At 63.8% G+C, this 18,279-nt stretch carries 16 protein-coding genes and 2 tRNA genes; 4 read left to right on the top strand and 14 right to left on the bottom strand.

Going from position 1 to position 18,279, the window contains the following annotated elements; translation table 11 throughout:
* The first annotated feature begins 117 nt into the window (after positions 1-117).
* Together C41B8_RS18135 and C41B8_RS18130 are read left to right on the top strand one after the other, a co-directional pair.
* Complete coding sequence (locus tag C41B8_RS18135; protein ID WP_051883757.1) at positions 118-387, top strand: hypothetical protein; 270 nt, start codon at positions 118-120, stop codon at positions 385-387.
* Between the two features lie 67 nt (positions 388-454).
* Positions 455-1,045: a cytochrome b gene (locus tag C41B8_RS18130; RefSeq protein WP_037341465.1), complete on the top strand. Its 591-nt coding sequence runs from the start codon at positions 455-457 to the stop codon at positions 1,043-1,045.
* A 75-nt stretch (positions 1,046-1,120) separates the two neighbouring features.
* Here the strand turns inward: C41B8_RS18130 and C41B8_RS18125 are convergent, their stop codons facing one another.
* From C41B8_RS18125 to C41B8_RS18115, 3 genes are read right to left on the bottom strand one after another with little or no spacing between them, the layout of a single operon-like run.
* A complete protein-coding gene (locus C41B8_RS18125) occupies positions 1,121-3,652 on the bottom strand; it encodes a heavy metal translocating P-type ATPase (protein ID WP_084189189.1) in 2,532 nt (843 codons plus the stop codon).
* Between the two features lie 16 nt (positions 3,653-3,668).
* Positions 3,669-3,968, bottom strand: a complete 300-nt coding sequence (locus C41B8_RS18120; protein ID WP_037341463.1) for a metal-sensitive transcriptional regulator — start codon at positions 3,966-3,968, stop codon at positions 3,669-3,671.
* Positions 3,965-4,168, bottom strand: coding sequence for a CopZ family metallochaperone (locus C41B8_RS18115; protein WP_037341471.1), 204 nt, complete (start codon positions 4,166-4,168; stop codon positions 3,965-3,967). Before C41B8_RS18115 ends, C41B8_RS18120 begins: the two co-directional genes overlap by 4 nt.
* 153 nt (positions 4,169-4,321) lie before the next feature.
* On the opposite strand from C41B8_RS18115, the gene C41B8_RS18110 reads away from it, so the two are divergent.
* Positions 4,322-4,978, top strand: coding sequence for a DUF4396 domain-containing protein (locus tag C41B8_RS18110; RefSeq protein WP_037341461.1), 657 nt, complete (start codon positions 4,322-4,324; stop codon positions 4,976-4,978).
* A gap of 450 nt (positions 4,979-5,428) precedes the next feature.
* Here the strand turns inward: C41B8_RS18110 and C41B8_RS18105 are convergent.
* From C41B8_RS18105 to C41B8_RS18065, 9 genes are all read right to left on the bottom strand, one after another.
* Positions 5,429-5,505, bottom strand: a tRNA-Arg gene (locus C41B8_RS18105).
* A 14-nt stretch (positions 5,506-5,519) separates the two neighbouring features.
* A tRNA-Ser gene (locus C41B8_RS18100) sits at positions 5,520-5,612 on the bottom strand.
* A gap of 237 nt (positions 5,613-5,849) precedes the next feature.
* Positions 5,850-7,121: an aspartate kinase gene (locus tag C41B8_RS18095; protein WP_037341459.1), complete on the bottom strand. Its 1,272-nt coding sequence runs from the start codon at positions 7,119-7,121 to the stop codon at positions 5,850-5,852.
* 87 nt (positions 7,122-7,208) lie between these two features.
* Positions 7,209-9,833 carry an alanine--tRNA ligase gene (gene alaS, locus C41B8_RS18090; protein WP_037341469.1) on the bottom strand — a complete coding sequence of 875 codons (2,625 nt, stop codon included), beginning with the start codon at positions 9,831-9,833 and terminating at the stop codon, positions 7,209-7,211.
* Positions 9,834-10,031: 198 nt separating this feature from the next.
* Positions 10,032-10,337, bottom strand: a complete 306-nt coding sequence (locus C41B8_RS18085; RefSeq protein ID WP_037341457.1) for an MTH1187 family thiamine-binding protein — start codon at positions 10,335-10,337, stop codon at positions 10,032-10,034.
* A 95-nt stretch (positions 10,338-10,432) separates the two neighbouring features.
* Positions 10,433-10,897, bottom strand: coding sequence for a regulatory protein RecX (locus C41B8_RS18080; protein ID WP_198025287.1), 465 nt, complete (start codon positions 10,895-10,897; stop codon positions 10,433-10,435).
* 334 nt (positions 10,898-11,231) lie between these two features.
* Positions 11,232-12,314: a recombinase RecA gene (gene recA / locus C41B8_RS18075; protein WP_037341456.1), complete on the bottom strand. Its 1,083-nt coding sequence runs from the start codon at positions 12,312-12,314 to the stop codon at positions 11,232-11,234.
* Between the two features lie 99 nt (positions 12,315-12,413).
* Positions 12,414-12,935 (bottom strand): RNA 2',3'-cyclic phosphodiesterase, encoded by a 522-nt coding sequence (gene thpR / locus C41B8_RS18070; RefSeq protein ID WP_037341454.1) that lies wholly within the window; start codon positions 12,933-12,935, stop codon positions 12,414-12,416.
* Positions 12,936-12,947: 12 nt separating this feature from the next.
* Positions 12,948-13,460 carry a CinA family protein gene (locus C41B8_RS18065; protein ID WP_037341452.1) on the bottom strand — a complete coding sequence of 171 codons (513 nt, stop codon included), beginning with the start codon at positions 13,458-13,460 and terminating at the stop codon, positions 12,948-12,950.
* 93 nt (positions 13,461-13,553) lie between these two features.
* Between C41B8_RS18065 and mutS the strand changes: the two genes are divergently transcribed.
* Positions 13,554-16,154 (top strand): DNA mismatch repair protein MutS, encoded by a 2,601-nt coding sequence (gene mutS / locus C41B8_RS18060; protein WP_037341450.1) that lies wholly within the window; start codon positions 13,554-13,556, stop codon positions 16,152-16,154.
* A 30-nt stretch (positions 16,155-16,184) separates the two neighbouring features.
* Here the strand turns inward: mutS and C41B8_RS18055 are convergent, their stop codons facing one another.
* A complete protein-coding gene (locus C41B8_RS18055) occupies positions 16,185-16,679 on the bottom strand; it encodes a DUF2505 domain-containing protein (RefSeq protein ID WP_037341449.1) in 495 nt (164 codons plus the stop codon).
* A 25-nt stretch (positions 16,680-16,704) separates the two neighbouring features.
* Positions 16,705-18,108: an ABC1 kinase family protein gene (locus tag C41B8_RS18050; RefSeq protein WP_037341447.1), complete on the bottom strand. Its 1,404-nt coding sequence runs from the start codon at positions 18,106-18,108 to the stop codon at positions 16,705-16,707.
* Positions 18,109-18,279: the final 171 nt, after the last annotated feature.

The raw sequence follows: 18,279 nt of genomic DNA, 5'->3' as shown, positions 1-18,279 counted from the left end.
ATTCCAGCCGGATACGCCGCCTAATTCAAACTCCCGCGTACACCACTTTCGAGCATATCTCCCTGGCTGTCGGCCTATACCGAGGCTTGGATCAGCCTGATTACGCTGATCGGCCCCGTGTTATTTGCTGTATTAGCTTCGCTGCTGGAGGCGGTGCTGGCCTGGAGCCTCATCACCGGCCGCTTCCTTCGCCTATTATTGCCGGTTGGGTTTCTTTATTCCCTCGCGATCTGGTCCACTGCTGAAGGGTTTGGTGGCCCGTACACAGCCATGGGACAAACCGGCATGACGGGCAATATGTTCGGCAACGCGGTGCTTTACGCGGTGATATTTTTAACATTTATGGTTGCCTATCGCTGGCCGCAACGGATCGAAGAGCGATCCTGAAATAGCGCGCGGATGGCGTATCCAGTCGCCATCCGCGCTACCCGATATCATCCGCCCGAGGTATACTATGGAAGATTCGAGTGCATCCTATGGGGTGATTAGCAGATATCTGCACTGGCTACTTGCACTTCTTATTTTCGCGCAGTTTTCGCTTATCTTCGTTTTTACTTGGATCGCACCGGAGCACGGGAGTGAGCATCACGAACACGCACACCAGTCCAGTGGATTTCATGAAACGGCGATGATGCTTCATAAGTCAATCGGGGTACTGATCCTATTATTCGGCCTGATTTTGATCGTCTGGCGTCTCACCCAGCCCAAGCCTTCGCTAGAGATGGATCCAGTCTGGCAGCGCGTCTTAGCCCGATTAGTGCATCTTGTCATTTACGTCATCGTCATCGCCCAACCCCTCTTCGGCATGTTGATGCTCACCTCGCATGGGCAATCGGTCCCATTTTTCGGACTGTTTTCGATTCCAGCCTTCGTTTCGTTTGGGGCGAACGTCGGCGAAACGCTTGGTGCGCTGCATGCGTTCACAGGCTGGTGGATCGTATTGGCCCCCGTGGGCATTCATATCGCCGGTGCGCTATATCACCACTTTGTCCGAAAAGACGATGTGCTGAAACGCATGTGGCGTGGTCGGCCGAATACAGAGTAGACTGACCGCACAACAAAAAATGGCCCAGTCGAACAAATGTCGTCTGGGCCATCACGATGCGCGCTTATCGAACAATCAAGCCGCTTCGTTATACGGCGCCTCGTTGGATGCCGACTCGGCCCGGGGAGCCTCCGGCTGCGCCCCCCGGCTCGGCTCCAGTGCCGCTTCGAAGCGCTTGAGCCGAAGCGAGTTGGTCAGCACGAAGATGCTGGAAATGCTCATCGCCCCGGCGGCGATCATGGGGTTGAGCAGCCAGCCCGTGAACGGGAACAAGGCCCCGGCCGCGAGCGGGATCAGCAGCACGTTGTAGCCGTAGGCCCAGCCGAAGTTCATGCGGATCGTGCGCATGGTGCGCCGCGACAGCGCGATCGCGTTGACCACGCCCGACAGATCGGCCCGCATCAATACCACGTCGCCCGATTCGATGGCGATATCCGTGCCGCTGCCGACGGCGATGCCCACGTCGGCCTGCGTGAGCGCCGGCGCATCGTTGATGCCGTCGCCCACGAACGCGACCGACTGGTTCTCGCCCTGCAGCCGCTTGATCTCGTCGGATTTGCCATCCGGCATGACGCCGGCCACGACGGTATCGATGCCGAGCTCTTCGGCGATGGCCCGGGCCGTCGCTTCGTTGTCGCCGGTGAGCATGGCGACCGACAGATCCATCTCGTGCAGCGCTTTCACCATGCGCCTGGCTTCGCCCCGCGCCGGATCGGCCACCGCGATCAAGGCCGCCAGCTGCCCGTCGATGGCCGCGAACAGCGGTGTCTTGGCCGCACGCGCCAGTGCATCGGATCGATCGGCCAGCGACGAGGTATCGATGCCCAAGCTGTCCATATAGCGCGCGGCCCCGATCCGGACCCGATGCCCGTCGACCGTGGCTTCCACACCGTAGCCGGTGTGGGCCTGGAACTCGCTCGCCTCGGACAGCGCGATGTCTTCGCTGCGGGCCGCCTTGACGATCGCGGTAGCCACCGGGTGTTCGCTGGTCGCTTCCACGGCGGCCACCTTGGCCAGTACGTCGGCCCGCTCGAACCCGTTCGCCGTCTCCAGCTCGGTCAGCGCCGGCGCGCCTTCGGTCAACGTGCCGGTCTTGTCCAGCACCACGGTATCGATACCGGCCAGCTGCTCAAGCGCGGTGCCGCGACGGAACAGCACGCCCATCGAGGCGCCCTTGCCGGTGCCGACCATGATCGCGGTCGGCGTGGCCAGCCCCATGGCACAGGGGCAGGCAATCAACAACACAGACACCGCGGCCACGAATGCGAGCGCAAGCGCGGGCGACGGCCCCAGAATCAGCCAGCCGACGAACGTCGCGGCCGAAACCGCCATCACGATCGGCACGAACACGCCGGCGATCTTGTCCGCCATCGCCTGGATCGCCGGCTTCTCGGCCTGGGCTTCCTCGACCATGCGGATGATCTGCGACAACACGGTATCGCCACCGACGCTGGTCGCCTCGATTTCGAGCGTGCCGTTCTGGTTCACGGTGCCGCCGACGACATCATCGTCGGCCTGCTTGGCCACCGGCACGGGCTCGCCGGAGATCATGGATTCGTCGATATAGCTCTCACCCGAGCGTACCGTGCCGTCGACCGGCACGCGTTCGCCGGGCCGAACGGACACGATATCGCCCTTGGCGACCTGTTCGAGATCGACCTCGGTCCATTCGCCGCCGCGCTTCACGCGCGCCGTCTTGGATTGAAGCTTCATCAACCCCTGGACCGCCTGCGAGGTCCGGCCCTTCGCTACGGCTTCCAGATAGCGACCGAGCAGAATGAGCGTGACGATCATGCCGGCCGCATCGAAATAGGTATGCGCCGTGCCGCTGGGGAAAATCTGGGGGACCACCAAGGCCACCAGCGAATAAAAGAACGCCGCATTCGAGCCGAGCATCACCAGGCTGTTCATGCCCGGGGCGAGATGCTTCATCTCGCCCCAGCCGAGCGTGTAGAAACGCCAGCCCGCATAGAACTGGACCGGTAGCGTGAGCAGCAGTTCGATGACGGTCCAGGCTTGGGCCGGCAACAGCCGGTCCATCGCGCCCGCGATCGACGGCACGTCATGCAGCATCGCGATGGCGAACAGCGGAATCGTGAAGGCGGCCGCCAGCGTTACCGCTTTCTTGAGCCGGTCAGCCTCGCTGGGCGCGTCGTCATCCGCCGCAGCTTCGTCGTCGAGTGCGACCGCGGTGTAGCCCGCCTTTTCGACGCTCTCGAAAAGTTCCGGCTGATCGACGAGCCCCGGCACATACGCCACGCGAGCCCGTTCAGTCGTCAGGTTCACGGTGGCTTCGAGCACGCCTTCGAGCTTGCTCAATTTTTTCTCGACGCGCGACACGCAGGCGCCGCAGGTCATGCCATCGACTCTGAATTCGAGCGTTTCAGTATGGGCCCCATAGCCGGCCGAGGCCACCGAGTCGAACAAAGCGGAGACATCGTTGGCGCTGGTATCCAGTGAAACCTTGGCTCGCTCGGTCGTCAGATTGACCGAGGCGTCCTGAACACCTTCGACCTTCTTGAGTTTCTTTTCCACACGGGCCACGCAGGCGCCGCACGTCATGCCGTCGACGCCGAAATCGAAGTCTCGGATTGTATCCTGACTCATATCGGCCTCCCCCGCGTTAGCGGTATTTCAGAATATCCATGAGCTCGGCCACGATCGCATCGTCATCGCCACGCTGATGAGCGGTCACGACATGATGTTTCAGGTGGCAGCGCAGGATCATGTCACCGGTCTTGGCCAACGCGCCATTGACCGCCTTGATCTGCTTGAGCGTATCCACGCAATAGACATCATCGCGTTCGAGCATGCGCAGCACGCCGTCCACGTGCCCCCGAATGGATCGAAGCCGGCTGCGCGCGTCGTCACGCACAGCCGGATCCAGAGCCAGACGGGTTTCATCCGGCTCGATATCGCTCATTGCACGACGCGAGCGTCGTAGCCTTCTTCCTCGACGGCTGCGACCAGGGCGTTGTGGTCGGCCGAGCCTTCGACTTCGGCCTCGCCCTCGTCCAGACGAACCGCAACGACGCGATCCACGCCGGGCACTTCCGAAAGCGCCTCGTCGACGCTCTTGACACAGTGCTGGCAGCTCATGCCTTCGATCTTCAGCTTGGTCATCAGGGCCTCCACGGATTGATCCACCCCAGTGGGGGTGGGTTAGGATGTGCTCGAAAACTTACTCTTCGGTCTGAGTGCTGTCAAACCAAGATCGCGTTTTAAACGCTCATCGATCTTGCGGCAGCACCAACCGGTGCAAAGAAGGAGCAACCCGTGGAAACACTTGAAATCATTGCGTGGATATTTGTGCTATTGGGCGTTGGAACCGGCCTGGCCATTCTGCGAGACGTGATCCGCCATCCACAGCCCATGAAGATCATGAATGTCACTTGGCCGGTCAACGGTTTGTTCACGCCGGTGTTCGGATGGTGGGTCTACCAGAAACTCGGCCGGCCCGATGCCGAAGCGGGCGGGCATGTTCATAAGCCGAAATGGCAGAGCACGCTGGTGGGCGTGACCCACTGCGCCGGCGGCTGTGTGCTCGGGGATTCGATCGCGGCGCCGATCGTGTCGATTGTCGGTTTCACGGTCGCCGGCTCGCTGTTGCTCGGCCATTTCGTCGGCGAGTTCTTCGCTGCTTATCTGTTCGGCATCGCCTTCCAGATGATTCCGATGATGAGCATGGGCGAATCGAACCCGTTCCGTGCGTTCATCAACGCCATCAAGGCCGATACGCTGTCGCTCGTGGCATTCGAAATCGGCATGTTCGGCTTCATCGCATTGTCATTCAAGGTCTTCCTACCCGCAGAACCGCATGTGGCCTCGGCGACATTCTGGTTCATGATGCAGATCGCGATGATCATCGGTTTCGCGACGGCTTATCCGGCGAACTGGTGGCTGATCAAGCGCGGCATCAAGCACGGGATGTAGCTCGGAAACAATTCGACTTGTTATTTTTGAGTCGAAAGCCAACAAAAAAAGGCCCTCCAACTATGGAGGGCCTTTCTTGCATGGCGCGCCCGGAGAGATTATTCGCAGCTGAGCCGCTCACCCCTTCGGGGCCGGTGCGGCTTGCGCCGCCCCGTTCGCCTGCGCTGCGCGCGGTCGTCGAACTCCACTTGTTGATGTGTCGGGCGTTCGAAATGAGTAATGAGCAATAAAAAAGGCCCTCCAAATCTGGAGGGCCTTTACTTGCATGGCGCGCCCGGAGAGATTATTCGCGGCTGCGCCGCTCACCCCTTCGGGGCCGGTGCGGCTTGCGCCGCCCCGTTCGCCCGCGCTGCGCGCGGTCGTCGAACTCGACTTGTTGATTTGTCGGGCGTTCGAAATGAGTAATGAGCAATAAAAAAGGCCCTCCAAATCTGGAGGGCCTTTCTTGCATGGCGCGCCCGGAGAGATTCGAACTCCCGACCTTGCGGTTCGTAGCCGCACGCTCTATCCAACTGAGCTACGGGCGCTTAACTTTTTGTTCTGGCGGAGAGGGAGGGATTCGAACCCTCGAAGGGGCTATAAACCCCTTACTCCCTTAGCAGGGGAGCGCCTTCGACCACTCGGCCACCTCTCCAAAAATCTCTGTCTCGTTCGACGCGAAGGCTTCGTTTTTTACACAGCCCTTTGCGTCGATTCGTCGAACAAAGCGACTTTCGAATGAAGCGACCGTGCGATGCATCCGCGATCAATCGAGGCTGCGCATAATAGCGACTCGATGTCCTCGGGTAAACCCTTTTTTTGAAAAACCTTCCAATCGCTAGAGCGGCAGGCGCCGGCGCTGCGGCCGACGCCCGTCATGACGCGGCCTGGCTTACTGATCGGCCGCCGGGGTGAGCTCGGATTCGACCCGCTTGGGCTCTTCGTCGAGCTCAAACTCGTCGTGCAGCGCGCGTACGGCCAGTTCGAGATACTTGTTCTCGACCACGATCGAGATCTTGATCTCGGTGGTGGAGATCATGCGGATATTGATGTTCTCGTCGGCCAGCGCCTTGAACATACGCGCGGCGACGTTGGCGTGCGAGCGCATGCCCACGCCCACCAGCGAGACCTTGCATACGTCCGGCGTACCGGTGACCTCACGCGCGCCGACACCGGGGGCCGCTTTTTCCAGCAGTTCCTTGGCCGTCTCGTAATCGCGCTTGTGTACGGTGAAGGTGAAGTCGGTGAGCGTGTAGTCGCTCGAGGAGTCCCCCGACACGTTCTGCAGGATCATGTCGACTTCGATGTTGTTCTCGCCGATCGGGCCGAGCAGCGAATAGGCGATGCCCGGACGGTCGGGCACGCCGAGTACGGTCAGCTGCGACTCGTCCTTGGTAAAGGCGATGCCGGAAATAATCGGTTCTTCCACGTATTCCTCCAGGGTGATCAGCGTGCCGGGCCCTTCCTCGAAGGTCGACAGAACGCGCAGCGGAACGCCGTACTTGCCGGCGAACTCGACCGCACGGATCTGCAGCACCTTCGAGCCGAGGCTGGCCATCTCGAGCATTTCTTCGAACGTGATCTTGTCCAGGCGGCGAGCGCCGGAGACCACGCGCGGGTCGGTGGTATAGACGCCGTCGACGTCGGTGTAGATCTGGCATTCATCGGCCTTGAGTGCAGCCGCCAGGGCCACGGCCGTGGTGTCGGAGCCGCCCCGGCCCAGCGTCGAGATCGAACCGTCGCCGGTGATGCCTTGGAAACCGGCGACCACGGCCACCGCGCCGTCGTCGATCGTGGCGCGCAAGTTGTCTTCGTCGATCTTCTCGATGCGGGCCTTCGAATGATGGCCATCGGAGACAATCGGCACCTGCCAGCCGGTGTAAGAACGGGCCTTGACGCCGATGTGCGACAGCGCCATCGACAGCAGGGCGATGGTCACCTGCTCGCCGGTGGACAGCAGGACATCCATTTCGCGCGGCACGGGGCGACCCGAAAGTTCGCCCGCCAATTCGGTGAGGCGATCGGTCTCGCCGCCCATGGCGGACACCACCACGACCACCTGATCGCCGCGGTCCCGATAGCCTTTGATCTTCTCGGCGATGCGTTTGATCTTGTCGACCGAGCCGACCGAAGAACCGCCATATTTCTGGACAATCAGTGCCATGGATTCGTTTTTCCTCGTCCTGAGCGGCATCGGCCGCCCGTGGATTGATGCAGTGCCAGCAGCGGCCCCTCGACCGCGCCGCCCCTTCTAGTTCGCGCGCTCGGTCAGTCGCTCGTCGACCCAGTCGACCACGCTGGCCAGCGCGGCGTCGAGCTTTTCCGGCTCGGTGCCGCCGGCCTGGGCCATATCGGGTCGGCCGCCGCCCTTGCCACCAACCTGGCCAGCCACATAGTTGACCAGATCGCCGGCCGCGACCCGGTCGGTCTGCGACTTGGCGACCCCGGCAATCAGCGCGACCTTGTCGCCTTCGGCCGCGCCCAGTACCACGATCGCGTTCTCCAGCTTGTTCTTGAGCGCATCGACCGTATCGCGCAACGTCTTGCGATCGGCGCCATCCATGCGCTTGACCACAAGACGGGCGCCGCCGACCTCGACAGCCGAGCTCGCCAGATCGTCGCCCTGACTGGCGGCCAGTTTCTGGTTCGCGGTCTCGAGCTGTTTCTCTAGCCCGGAGACGCGTTCCAGCAGGCGATCGAGCTTGTCTTCCAACTCACTCGGCGCAGCCTTGAGCCGGCTCGCAAGCCGCGTCTGGCGATCCAGCACGTCCTGGATCCAGGCCAGCGCATAACCGCCGGAGACCGCCTCCAGACGCCGGTTGCCGGCCGATACGCCGCGCTCGTCGGTGATCTTGACGAAGCCGAGCGCGCCGGTCGACGGCGCGTGCGTGCCGCCGCACAGCTCCACCGAGTAATCACCGAAACGCACCACGCGTACGGTCGAGCCGTATTTCTCGCCGAAGAACGCCATGGCGCCCTCGGCCACGGCATCGTCGTAGCTGCGCTCGTAGATGCGGCCCTCGATGTTCTCGCGGATCTTGTGGTTGACCTGGGCCTCGATCGCCGCGAGCTGCTCGGGCGTGACCGCCTCGAAATGCGAGAAATCGAAGCGCAGCCGGTCCGGCGCCACCAGCGAGCCCTTCTGACGTACGTGGGTGCCGAGCACATCGCGCAGCGCCGCATGCAGCAGATGGGTCGCCGTATGGTTGAGTTCGATATCACGGCGCCGTGCGGCATCGACCTTGGCCGAGACATCCGCCCCGGGCACCACCGTGCCGCGTTCGACGTGTCCGAAATGCAGGAAGACGCCGTTCTGCTTTTGCGTATCGGTGACGACGAAGTGGAAGCCGTCCCCGGCAATCGTGCCGGTATCGCCGACCTGCCCGCCGGACTCGCCGTAGAACGGCGTGCGATCGAGCACGACCACACCCTGGCCGCCTTCGGCCAGCGTATCGACCGGCTCGCCTTCGACCAGCAGCGATACGACCCGCGCCGCCGCCGCATCCTCGGTATAGCCCAGGAATTCCGTGGCCGCGCCGACGTCGTCGAGCTTGGCGTGATAATCGGCGCCGAACTGGCTGGCCGCTCGCGCGCGCTCGCGCTGGGCCGTCATCTCGCGTTCGAAACCTTCGTTATCCAGCGTCAGATCGCGTTCGCGCGCGACGTCGTTGGTCAGATCGACCGGAAAACCGTAGGTGTCGTAGAGCTTGAAGACCGTTTCGCCCGGGATCTCGGTACCGGCCATGTGGGCAATGGCATCCTCGAGAATCTTCATGCCCTGGGCCAGCGTCTCGGAGAAGCGCTGTTCTTCCTGCTCGACCACGCGCTCGATCTGCTGGTGCGCCGTATCCAGCTCGGGATAGGCCTCGCCCATGAGTTCATTGAGCGGTGCGACCAGCTTGTAGAAGAAGGTGCCGGTCGCGCCCAGCTTGTAGCCGTGGCGAATGGCGCGCCGCATGATCCGGCGCAGCACGTAACCGCGGCCTTCGTTGGACGGCATCACGCCATCGGCAATCAGAAACGCGGTCGCTCGAATATGATCGGCCACGACCTTGAGCGACGGCAGCTGCGCCTCGCTCGGCTCGCCTTCGATGCCCACAGCCTCGGCGGCCGCCGCCATGAGCGTCTGGAACACATCGATGCCGTAGTTGTCGTGCGTGCCCTGCATGACCGCGGCGATGCGCTCCAGGCCCATGCCGGTGTCGATCGAGGGCTTGGGCAGATCGACCATCGTGCCGTCGGGCTGGCGGTCGTACTGCATGAACACGAGGTTCCAGATCTCGACGAAGCGATCGCCGTCTTCTTCCGGCGTGCCGGGCGGGCCGCCCCAGATGTGCTCGCCGTGATCGTAGAAGATCTCCGAACACGGCCCGCACGGACCGGTATCGCCCATCTGCCAGAAGTTATCCTTGGCGCCGATGCGCGCCAGGCGAGCTTCGGGAATGCCGATCTCGTCTTTCCAGATCGCCTCGGCCTCGGCGTCTTCTTCGTAGACCGTGACCCAGAGCTTGTCCTTGGGCAGCTCCAGCTCGCCGGTGAGAAATTCCCAGGCGAAATGGATGGCCTCGCGCTTGAAATAGTCCCCGAAGCTGAAGTTGCCCAGCATTTCGAAGAACGTATGGTGGCGCGCGGTATAGCCGACGTTCTCGAGATCGTTGTGCTTGCCGCCGGCGCGCACGCAGCGCTGGGCCGATACCGCGCGCTTGTAGTCGCGCTGGTCGATGCCGAGGAACATATCCTTGAACGGCACCATGCCCGCGTTGACGAACAACAGCGTCGGATCGGACGCCGGCACCAGGCTCGACGATGCCACGAAGCGATGTTCGTTGGCCTTGAAATATTCGATGAAACGCGAACGCAGCGCGTTGGTGGTCATCATGGGACGCGTCTCCGGGTGACCCTCGACAAATAGCCTTTCAGTTTAGCAAACCGTAGCCATCCGCCCTACTCGGGCGCTGGAAGGCCACAGTTCGCAGGGCCGTATTCGTCGCCAGCGCGAGCCTCCAGACGCCGGCCGCAATCGGCGCTCATGCCCCACCCCGGCACGTGCGTCGGAGCGCTTCGGATCGAGCGATCACATGGCCGAGCCGCGATCCCGCACGGCGGCGATCTTGTCGTCGTTGCTCTGCTCGCGATCGGTGCGCGTGCCCACCTTGATCGAGGTATGGACCCGCGGCGCACCGAGGTCGTGGATGGTCTGGTGGCATTCCTTGAACGCCGCGAATACGTCATCCCATTCGCCTTCGACGTTGGTGCCGTAGGCGTGCAGCTGAGGTTTCAGGCCCGCGGCTTCGAGAATCGGGCCACAAGCCGCGATGTATTTCGATACCGACACGCCAACCCCGAGCGGGATGACACAGATTTCGGCGGTGACTTTCATGGCGAGCCCTCCGGAATGATCGCCTCGATCATGCCATCGGCCCCCACCGAAGACGATATCCGGGGTTTTCCCCAGGCGCGCACTGCGAGCACGCGTCAATCGTCGAACGCCGCCGCCAGTTGATCGCCGTCGAAGCCACGGCGCTGCAGGAAACGCATCTGCTTGGCCTTGGCGGGAAAGTCTTCCGGCCGTGCGTCGCCGAAGCGCTTGCGGCGCGCGGCCTCGGCCAGTGCGTCCCAGTCGATTTCGGCTTCATCCAGCGCGATCTGGATATCCGCGTCGGCCACACCGGCCGAGCGCAGTTCGGCCCGGATACGCACCGGGCCGATACCGCGACGCGATTTGCTCGCCACGGCGGCCTCGGCATAGCGCGCATCGGACTGCAGCCCTTCGGCCGCCAGTTCGTCGATCACAACCTCGATCTCGTCGGCGTCGTGATCGCGCTTGGCGAGCTTGGTGACCAGCTCGGCCCGGGCATGCTCGCGCCGGGCCAGCAGGTCCATCGCCCGCTTGCGGATGGCAAGCCGTTCGGCGTCCGGATCGTCGGCTTCGGGTGCCACGGTATCGTTCTAGGGCGTGTTGAGGTTTCGGGAGAGCGCCGCGTTGGAGACCGCAAATCGTGTCCGGCAAGGCGCGAGCCGCCGTGTCGTGGCGTGCCACGACCCAGGCTTGCAACGCCGCCGGGCGCCCCTGGTTAATTTTTTATGGGCGGCCCAACCCGAAGGGACAAGCGCCCTTAAATTAACGACACGACGGCAATACAGCGTTGTCGCTCTCTCGCGTAGAACGACTACGCCGCGTTCGCTACGCCTCGTCTTGCCGCAAAACAGCGCTTGGCGCGGACTCGCACGAAACCTCAACACGCCCTAGCCGGGCCTCAGCCGAACGCGCCGATCACGACTTGGACTTGCCACCACTCTGGCTGCCGAGCAGATCGCCCTCGCCTTCGGTCGCGGTTTCCGCTTCGGCCTCTTCGCCTTTCTTTTTCTTCGGCGGCAACAACTTCTCGCGCAGCGCGGCTTCGATGTGCTGAGCGATTTCCGGGTTGCTCTTGAGGAAATTACGGGCATTGTCCTTGCCCTGGCCGATACGGTCGCCGTTGTAGGAATACCAGGAACCGGCTTTTTCCACGAGATTGTTGGCCACACCCAGATCGATGATCTCGCCCTCGCGCGAGGAGCCCTCGCCGTAGAGGATTTCGAACTCGGCCTTGCGGAACGGCGGCGCCATTTTGTTCTTGACGATCTTGACGCGGGTCTCGTTGCCGATGACCTCGTCGCCCTTCTTGATCGAGCCGATGCGGCGGATGTCCAGTCGCACGGACGAGTAGAACTTCAGCGCGTTGCCGCCGGTCGTGGTTTCGGGCGAACCGAACATCACGCCGATCTTCATGCGGATCTGGTTGATGAACATCACCAGCGTGCCGGTGCGCTTGATATTGGAAGTCAGCTTGCGCAGCGCCTGACTCATCAGGCGGGCCTGCAGGCCGACGTGGGAATCGCCCATCTCGCCCTCGATCTCGGCCTTGGGCGTGAGGGCGGCCACCGAGTCGATGACCACGATGTCCACGGCCGCCGAACGGACCAGCATGTCGGCGATTTCGAGCGCCTGTTCGCCGGTATCCGGCTGCGAGATCAGCAGATTCTCGATATCCACGCCCAGCGCTTCGGCATAAGTCGGGTCGAGCGCGTGCTCGGCGTCGATGAACGCGGCGGTACCGCCGGCCTTCTGCGCTTCGGCAATCGCCTGTAGCGTCAGCGTGGTCTTGCCGGACGATTCCGGGCCGTAGATTTCCACCACGCGGCCGCGCGGGTAGCCGCCGATACCGAGCGCGATGTCCAGCGTCAGCGAACCACTCGAAATCGAGGCAACGTTGGAATTGTCGACATCGCCCATGCGCATCACCGAGCCCTTGCCGAACTGACGTTCGATCTGGCTCAGCGCGGCGGCGAGTGCTTTCTTGCGATCTTCATCCATAGTGATCGGGTCCGTTCGAATCGAACGCAGGCCTTCCGCAGGGGAAAGCGAACTGCTGATGGTCGGGTACAGGCCGCATTATTTCATATTTGGAAGGCATCAAGCCTCGCCCGCGAGCGGCCAGCGCGCAAGTATGCGATAGCCGCCGGGCACGCCCCGGGCTCCGCTTTCGGCCAGTACGAACTCGCGGGCGCGCCAGGCAATCGGCGCGACCGGACGGGCGCTGATCGGCCCGGCGCGGCGTTGCAGGGTGATATGCGGCACGAAAGCGCGCGGATCAAGCGTATCGGCGCGCAGAAATTCGGCCAGTTCGAACAAGGCAGCCGGCGGCCGAGACAAGCCCAGCCAGATCAGCCGTGGCTTGTCGAAACCGTCGAGCCGATCGAATACCAGATCGAACGGCGCGATGGTCACATGTTCGGCGCGCGCGAGCAGCGCGTCGCGGCCGGCCGGATCGCAGGCCCCGTGAAAAGCCAGGGTGACGTGCAGTTTGTCGCACGGCACCACAGCACCCGGCCCATCAAGTGTGCGCCCGATTTCCGCAATACGTTCAGCCACATCCGCCGGCGGCCAGAGCGCGAAGAACAGGCGCTGGCGTTTGGATTCATCGCCCGCCGTCATGGCATCGCGTGTTCAGTCGGCGTCGACCCGCTCGCGCAGGCCCACCAGCGCGGCCAGAACGGACGCACGCCGCACCGCGCTGCGGTCGCCTTCGAACCGATAGCGCACCACATCCGGCTTACCGCCGCGGGCCTGCCAGCCAATGAACACCGTGCCGACGGGTTTTTCATCGCTGCCGCCGTCCGGCCCCGCCACGCCCGATACGGCGATCGACCAGTCGGCGACCGGCGCGGCCGCGAGCGTACCCTGCGTCATCGCGGCAACCACCGGCTCGCTCACGGCCCCATAGTCGGCCAGCAGCGCCGCCGCCACGCCCAGATCGCTCTGCTTGGCCGCGTTGGAATACGTCACATAGCCACGCTCGAACCAGGCCGAACTGCCGGCGATGTCGGTACAGGCGGCCGCGATCAGCCCGCCGGTGCAGGATTCGGCCGTAGCCAGGCGCAAATCGCGCGCCGGCAACAGCGTCGCAAGCTGTTCCACCAGCTCGGCAATCGCGCTATCGGGGTCGTAGAGCGTCGTCATACGGCCATTATGCCAGTCGTGTCCTGCGAAACCGGCACGCTCCGACTACAATCCGCGACTGTCCGCGCCATGCACCAGCCACGACGAGAGCCCATGAGCGACACGGCGACCCGCCACGCCCAGCACACCCCGATGATCCGCCAGTATCTGGCGATCAAGGACGAGTACCCGCACATGCTGGTGTTCTACCGCATGGGCGATTTCTACGAGCTGTTCTTCGACGACGCGCATCGCGCGGCCGAGCTGCTCGACATCACGCTCACCGCCCGCGGCGAATCCGGCGGCGTGTCGATTCCCATGGCCGGCGTGCCCTATCACGCGGCCGAGTCCTATCTCGCGCGGCTGATCGCGCGCGGCGAGTCGGTGGCGATCTGTGAGCAGATGGAAGCGCCCGGCGCGACCAAGGGCCCGGTCCGGCGCGAAGTGGTTCGCGTGGTCACGCCCGGGACGGTCACCGACGATGCATTGCTGGATGCGCGCACGGCCAACCTGATCGTGGCCATCGCCCCGGCCAAGCGCGCGATCGGCATCGCCGCGCTGGAACTGGCGCGGGGCGATCTGGCGGTCACCGAAGTGGCCGACGAAGCCGCGCTGTCGGCCGAGCTGGCGCGCCTGTCGCCGAGCGAGGTCGTGGTGTCGGACCAGTCGACGCTGCAGTTCAACCTGCCCGAGACCGCGCGTACCGAGCGCCCGGCATGGCTGTTCGATGCCGTGTCGGCCCGCCGCAAGCTGGAGGAATTCTTCGGCGTGGCCCAGCTCGACGGCTTCGGCTGCGGCGACCTGCCGCGTGCGATCGCCGCGGCCGGTGCGTTGATCGATTACGTCGAGGCCACCCAGCACACCGCACTGGCGCATATCGCCTCCATGCGGACCTATGCCGTCACCGACACGCTGATCCTGGACGGGCCCACGCGGCGCAATCTGGAGATCGAAGCCAGCGCCAACGGCGATACCAAGCATAGCCTGATCGGCCTGCTGGATCGCTGCGCCACGGCCATGGGCGCTCGGGCACTGCGACGCTGGGCCGCCGAACCGACGCGCAACTTCAATATGCTGGCGCATCGCCATCAGGCGATCGAGACACTCATGCGCGGCGCCTACGTACCGATTGCCGACAAACTGCGCGCCATGGCCGATGTGGAACGCATCGCCACCCGCATCGCCCTCGGCACCGCACGTCCGCGCGATCTCTCCGGCCTGGCCTCGGCTCTGGCCGGCTTGCCCGGTCTGAAGAGCGAACTGGCCGGCCTCGACGCCCCGCTGCTCGCCGGCATCGATACCGCGCTGGACCCGGCCGACGATCTGGCGGGCCTGCTGGCCCGGGCCATCGTGGCCTCGCCGCCCGTGGTGGTACGCGACGGCGGCGTGATCGCCGACGGCTACGACGACAACCTCGACGAACTGCGCGAGCTCTCGGCCAACGCCGACGGTTATCTGGCCGAGCTGGAAAAACGCGAACGCGAGCGCACCGGGGTCGACACGCTCAAGGTCGGCTACAACCGCGTGCACGGCTACTACATCGAGATGGGGCGCACTCATTCCGACAAGGCGCCGATCGACTACCAGCGCCGGCAGACGCTCAAGGCCGTGGAGCGCTATATCACGCCCGAGCTCAAGTCCTTCGAGGACAAGGTGCTGTCCGCGCGCGAACGAGCGTTGGCGCGCGAGAAACAGCTCTATACCGAACTGGTCGAGCTACTGGCGGGCCACATGTCGCGGCTGCAGTCGATCGCCGACGGCCTCGCGCGGCTGGATGTGCTGGCCGGGTTGGCGCGCTGTGCGGTGGATTATCGCTGGGTCGCACCGCGACTGACCGAGACGCCCGGCATTCATATCAGCGGCGGGCGCCACCCGGTGGTCGAGCGCTTCTCCGATGCCCCGTTCGTGGCCAACGATACCGAGCTGGACGACGACACGCGCGTACTGTTGATCACCGGCCCCAACATGGGCGGCAAATCGACTTACATGCGCCAGACGGCGCTGATCGTGCTGATGGCCCACATCGGCTCGTTCGTGCCGGCCGATTCAGCCACCATCGGGCCGCTCGATCGGATCTTCACCCGCATCGGCGCGGGCGACGATCTATCGGCCGGGCAGTCGACCTTCATGGTCGAAATGAGCGAAACCGCCCAGATCCTGCACCATGCGACCGAACAATCGCTGGTGCTGCTGGACGAGATCGGGCGCGGCACCTCGACCTACGACGGCCTGGCGCTGGCGCGGGCCGTGGCCGAACGCCTGGCCACGCACAATCGCGCCTATACGCTGTTCGCGACCCACTACTTCGAGTTGACCCAGATCGCCGCCGACTGGCCGGCGTCGAAGAACGCGCATTTCGAAGTCGCGGATTATGCCGATGCTGGCGGCGAGCAGAAGCTCGCGTTCCTGCACGCCATCCGCCCGGGACCGGCCTCGCGCAGCTTCGGCCTGCAGGTCGCCGCGCTGGCGGGCGTGCCGAAGAAGGTCATTCGGGCAGCCGAGAAGCATCTGGCCGAGCTGGAGAGTGCGTCGCGCGAGAGCGCCAGCCCACAGCTCGGCCTGTTCGAGGCCCCGAAACCGGAGCAGCCGCGGGAGCCGGACCACGACCCGATCCACGAGGCACTGGAAGAGCTCGACTGCGACGATCTGACGCCGCGCGAGGCGCTGGCCAAGCTCTACGAACTCAAGAACCTGCTGGGGCGCGGACGCTCGTAGTCTGCTACGAGCGCCCGCGCCAAGCGTCGCTCAGGCGTAGTCGGCGGCCATGCGGTTGGTCAGCGTGAGATCCTTCTGCACGTGGCGGCTGATCGGCCCGGCCACGGCTTTCTCGATCTTGCCGCCGACCAGCGGCACCGAGGCCTTGATGTTGAAATCCAGCACCAGGCGCGAGCCGTTGCCGGCGTCGGTGAGGTTCAGCCGCGAGCCGATCTCGACCGGCGCCCGCTCGATTTCGATATCCAGCCGGCCCTCGCCTGCATCCAGCTGCCAGGCGTCGGTCTGGCGCAGATACAGCTGGTCACCGATCCGGCTCTTGACGAAGTCCGGGAACTTCAGACGGCTGGCGTCGAGCGCATGCCGGACCGTGATCGAGAAGCGAGCGTCGCCGCTTTCGCTGCTCAGAACCTCGGGCGCCTCGCCGCCCATCTTTTCGTACTTGGCGAGGTAATAGTCCTTGTCTCCGAACATCCGCAGGATGATTTCGGCGGGATAATCGAAGTCGAAGGTTTCCTGGAATTTCATGAATCGTCCTTGATAGCGATACGCGTCATGCGTCGGGCCGGATACGCCCGTTTTCCTGATACAGATAGGCCGCCAGCAAATCGTGGGCGTTGAGCTCGGCGCCGAGTACCGACAGCAGCACGAACACACCGCCGAGCCGCCGGTGCAAAAACACGATCTCGCGCGGCGGGATACGGAACCAGCGGGAAATGGCGGCGTCCTGTACCGCACGCGAGACGCGCCAGAACAGATCCGACTCGCCCCATTTATAGCGCCCGTCCGGCGTCGATAGCTCGGCCGGCGGCTGCTTGCGGAACGGCTCGATAATGAGCAGGCCCACCTTGGCGAAATCGTCGAACACACGCTGCGGCGAATCGCGGCGCAACAGATTGATGCCGATGGCGCCGTCGATGAGCTTGGCCTGATCGCCCTCGAAGGCGCCGGCCACCGTGTCGTAGTAGGAGCCGAGGAAACGCGGCGCGAATTCCCGGGTCGCGCCGAAATCCAGCAGCACGAACTGGTCCTTGCCGTCGTCGTTGATCCGGATCTTGTAGTTGCCGAAATGCGGATCGGTCTGGACGATGCCCCAGTTGAAGAACTCGAGGAAAAACAGCTCCAGCGCCGATTCGCTCAGATGATTGCGACGCTCCTGGGCGAGATTCTTCACGCGCTCGCTCTGTACGTGATCGGCGGCCTCGAACGAGGTCACCAGCACGGTTTCGGTCGAGTATTCGGGAAAGACCTCCGGCACGACGTAACGGTCATCGTGTGCCAGCCGCTGGCCGAATTCACGCGTCATGCGCAGCTCGCGATCGTAATCCACCTCGCGGTAGATCATCTCCCGCACTTCTTCCATCACCGAGTGCAGCTCCATGCCCTTGGGCACCAGCCGCGCCAGGCGCACGATATTGGTCAACGTGCGGATGTCGGAATCGATGGCGTCGGCCAGGCGCGGATACTGCACCTTGATGCACAGCTCGCGGCCGTCGGATTTGCGCCGGGCGCGATGCACCTGGCCCAGCGAGGCCGCGGCCAGGGGCTCCGGATCGATCTCGAGCTCGTCGAGACGCTTGCGGCCGAGCCGCTCGATCACCACCGGCTCCAGGTCCTCCCAGGCCACCGGCGGGCTGTCGTCCTGCAAGCTGCGCAGCACCTCGATCGCTTCGGGCGGCATGAAATACTGCCCGTAGACCGACAGCATCTGGCCGACCTTCATCACGCTGCCCTTGAGCTGGCCGAGCTCGTCGGCCAGGAACTGTGCCTGCTTGACGTAGAACTCGCGGTTGCGGGCCTCGCGGTCCGCCTTGCTGCGAAACAGATTGCCCACGGTATGCGTGGCGAACGATGCGCCAGCCATCATGCCCATGCGGGCCATCGCGGCGTTACGATCGAAAGAGCCGGTCTTGAGTTTCAGCGGCTTGCGCTTACCACCGTCGGAGTTTTTCGCCATAGGGATTCGGGGCCCGTGGACACTAGCTTGGGCATGTAGCGACCGAGTCTAGCAGTTTGACCCGACACGACCATCCGCCCTATTTCGGGGATGCCCCGGTGGTTGCCTATAAAAAAGGTTCTTCGCAGATAAGCGTGAAAGGCGGCGGTGACCGCATGGCTTAAGCTTGGA

Origin of the sequence: Salinisphaera hydrothermalis C41B8 (assembly GCF_000732535.1) — a bacterium.
GTDB classification, from domain to species: Bacteria; Pseudomonadota; Gammaproteobacteria; order Nevskiales; family Salinisphaeraceae; genus Salinisphaera; species Salinisphaera hydrothermalis.
Note: the sequence above shows the minus strand (reverse complement) of the source record. Positions and strands in the feature narration are given on the sequence as shown.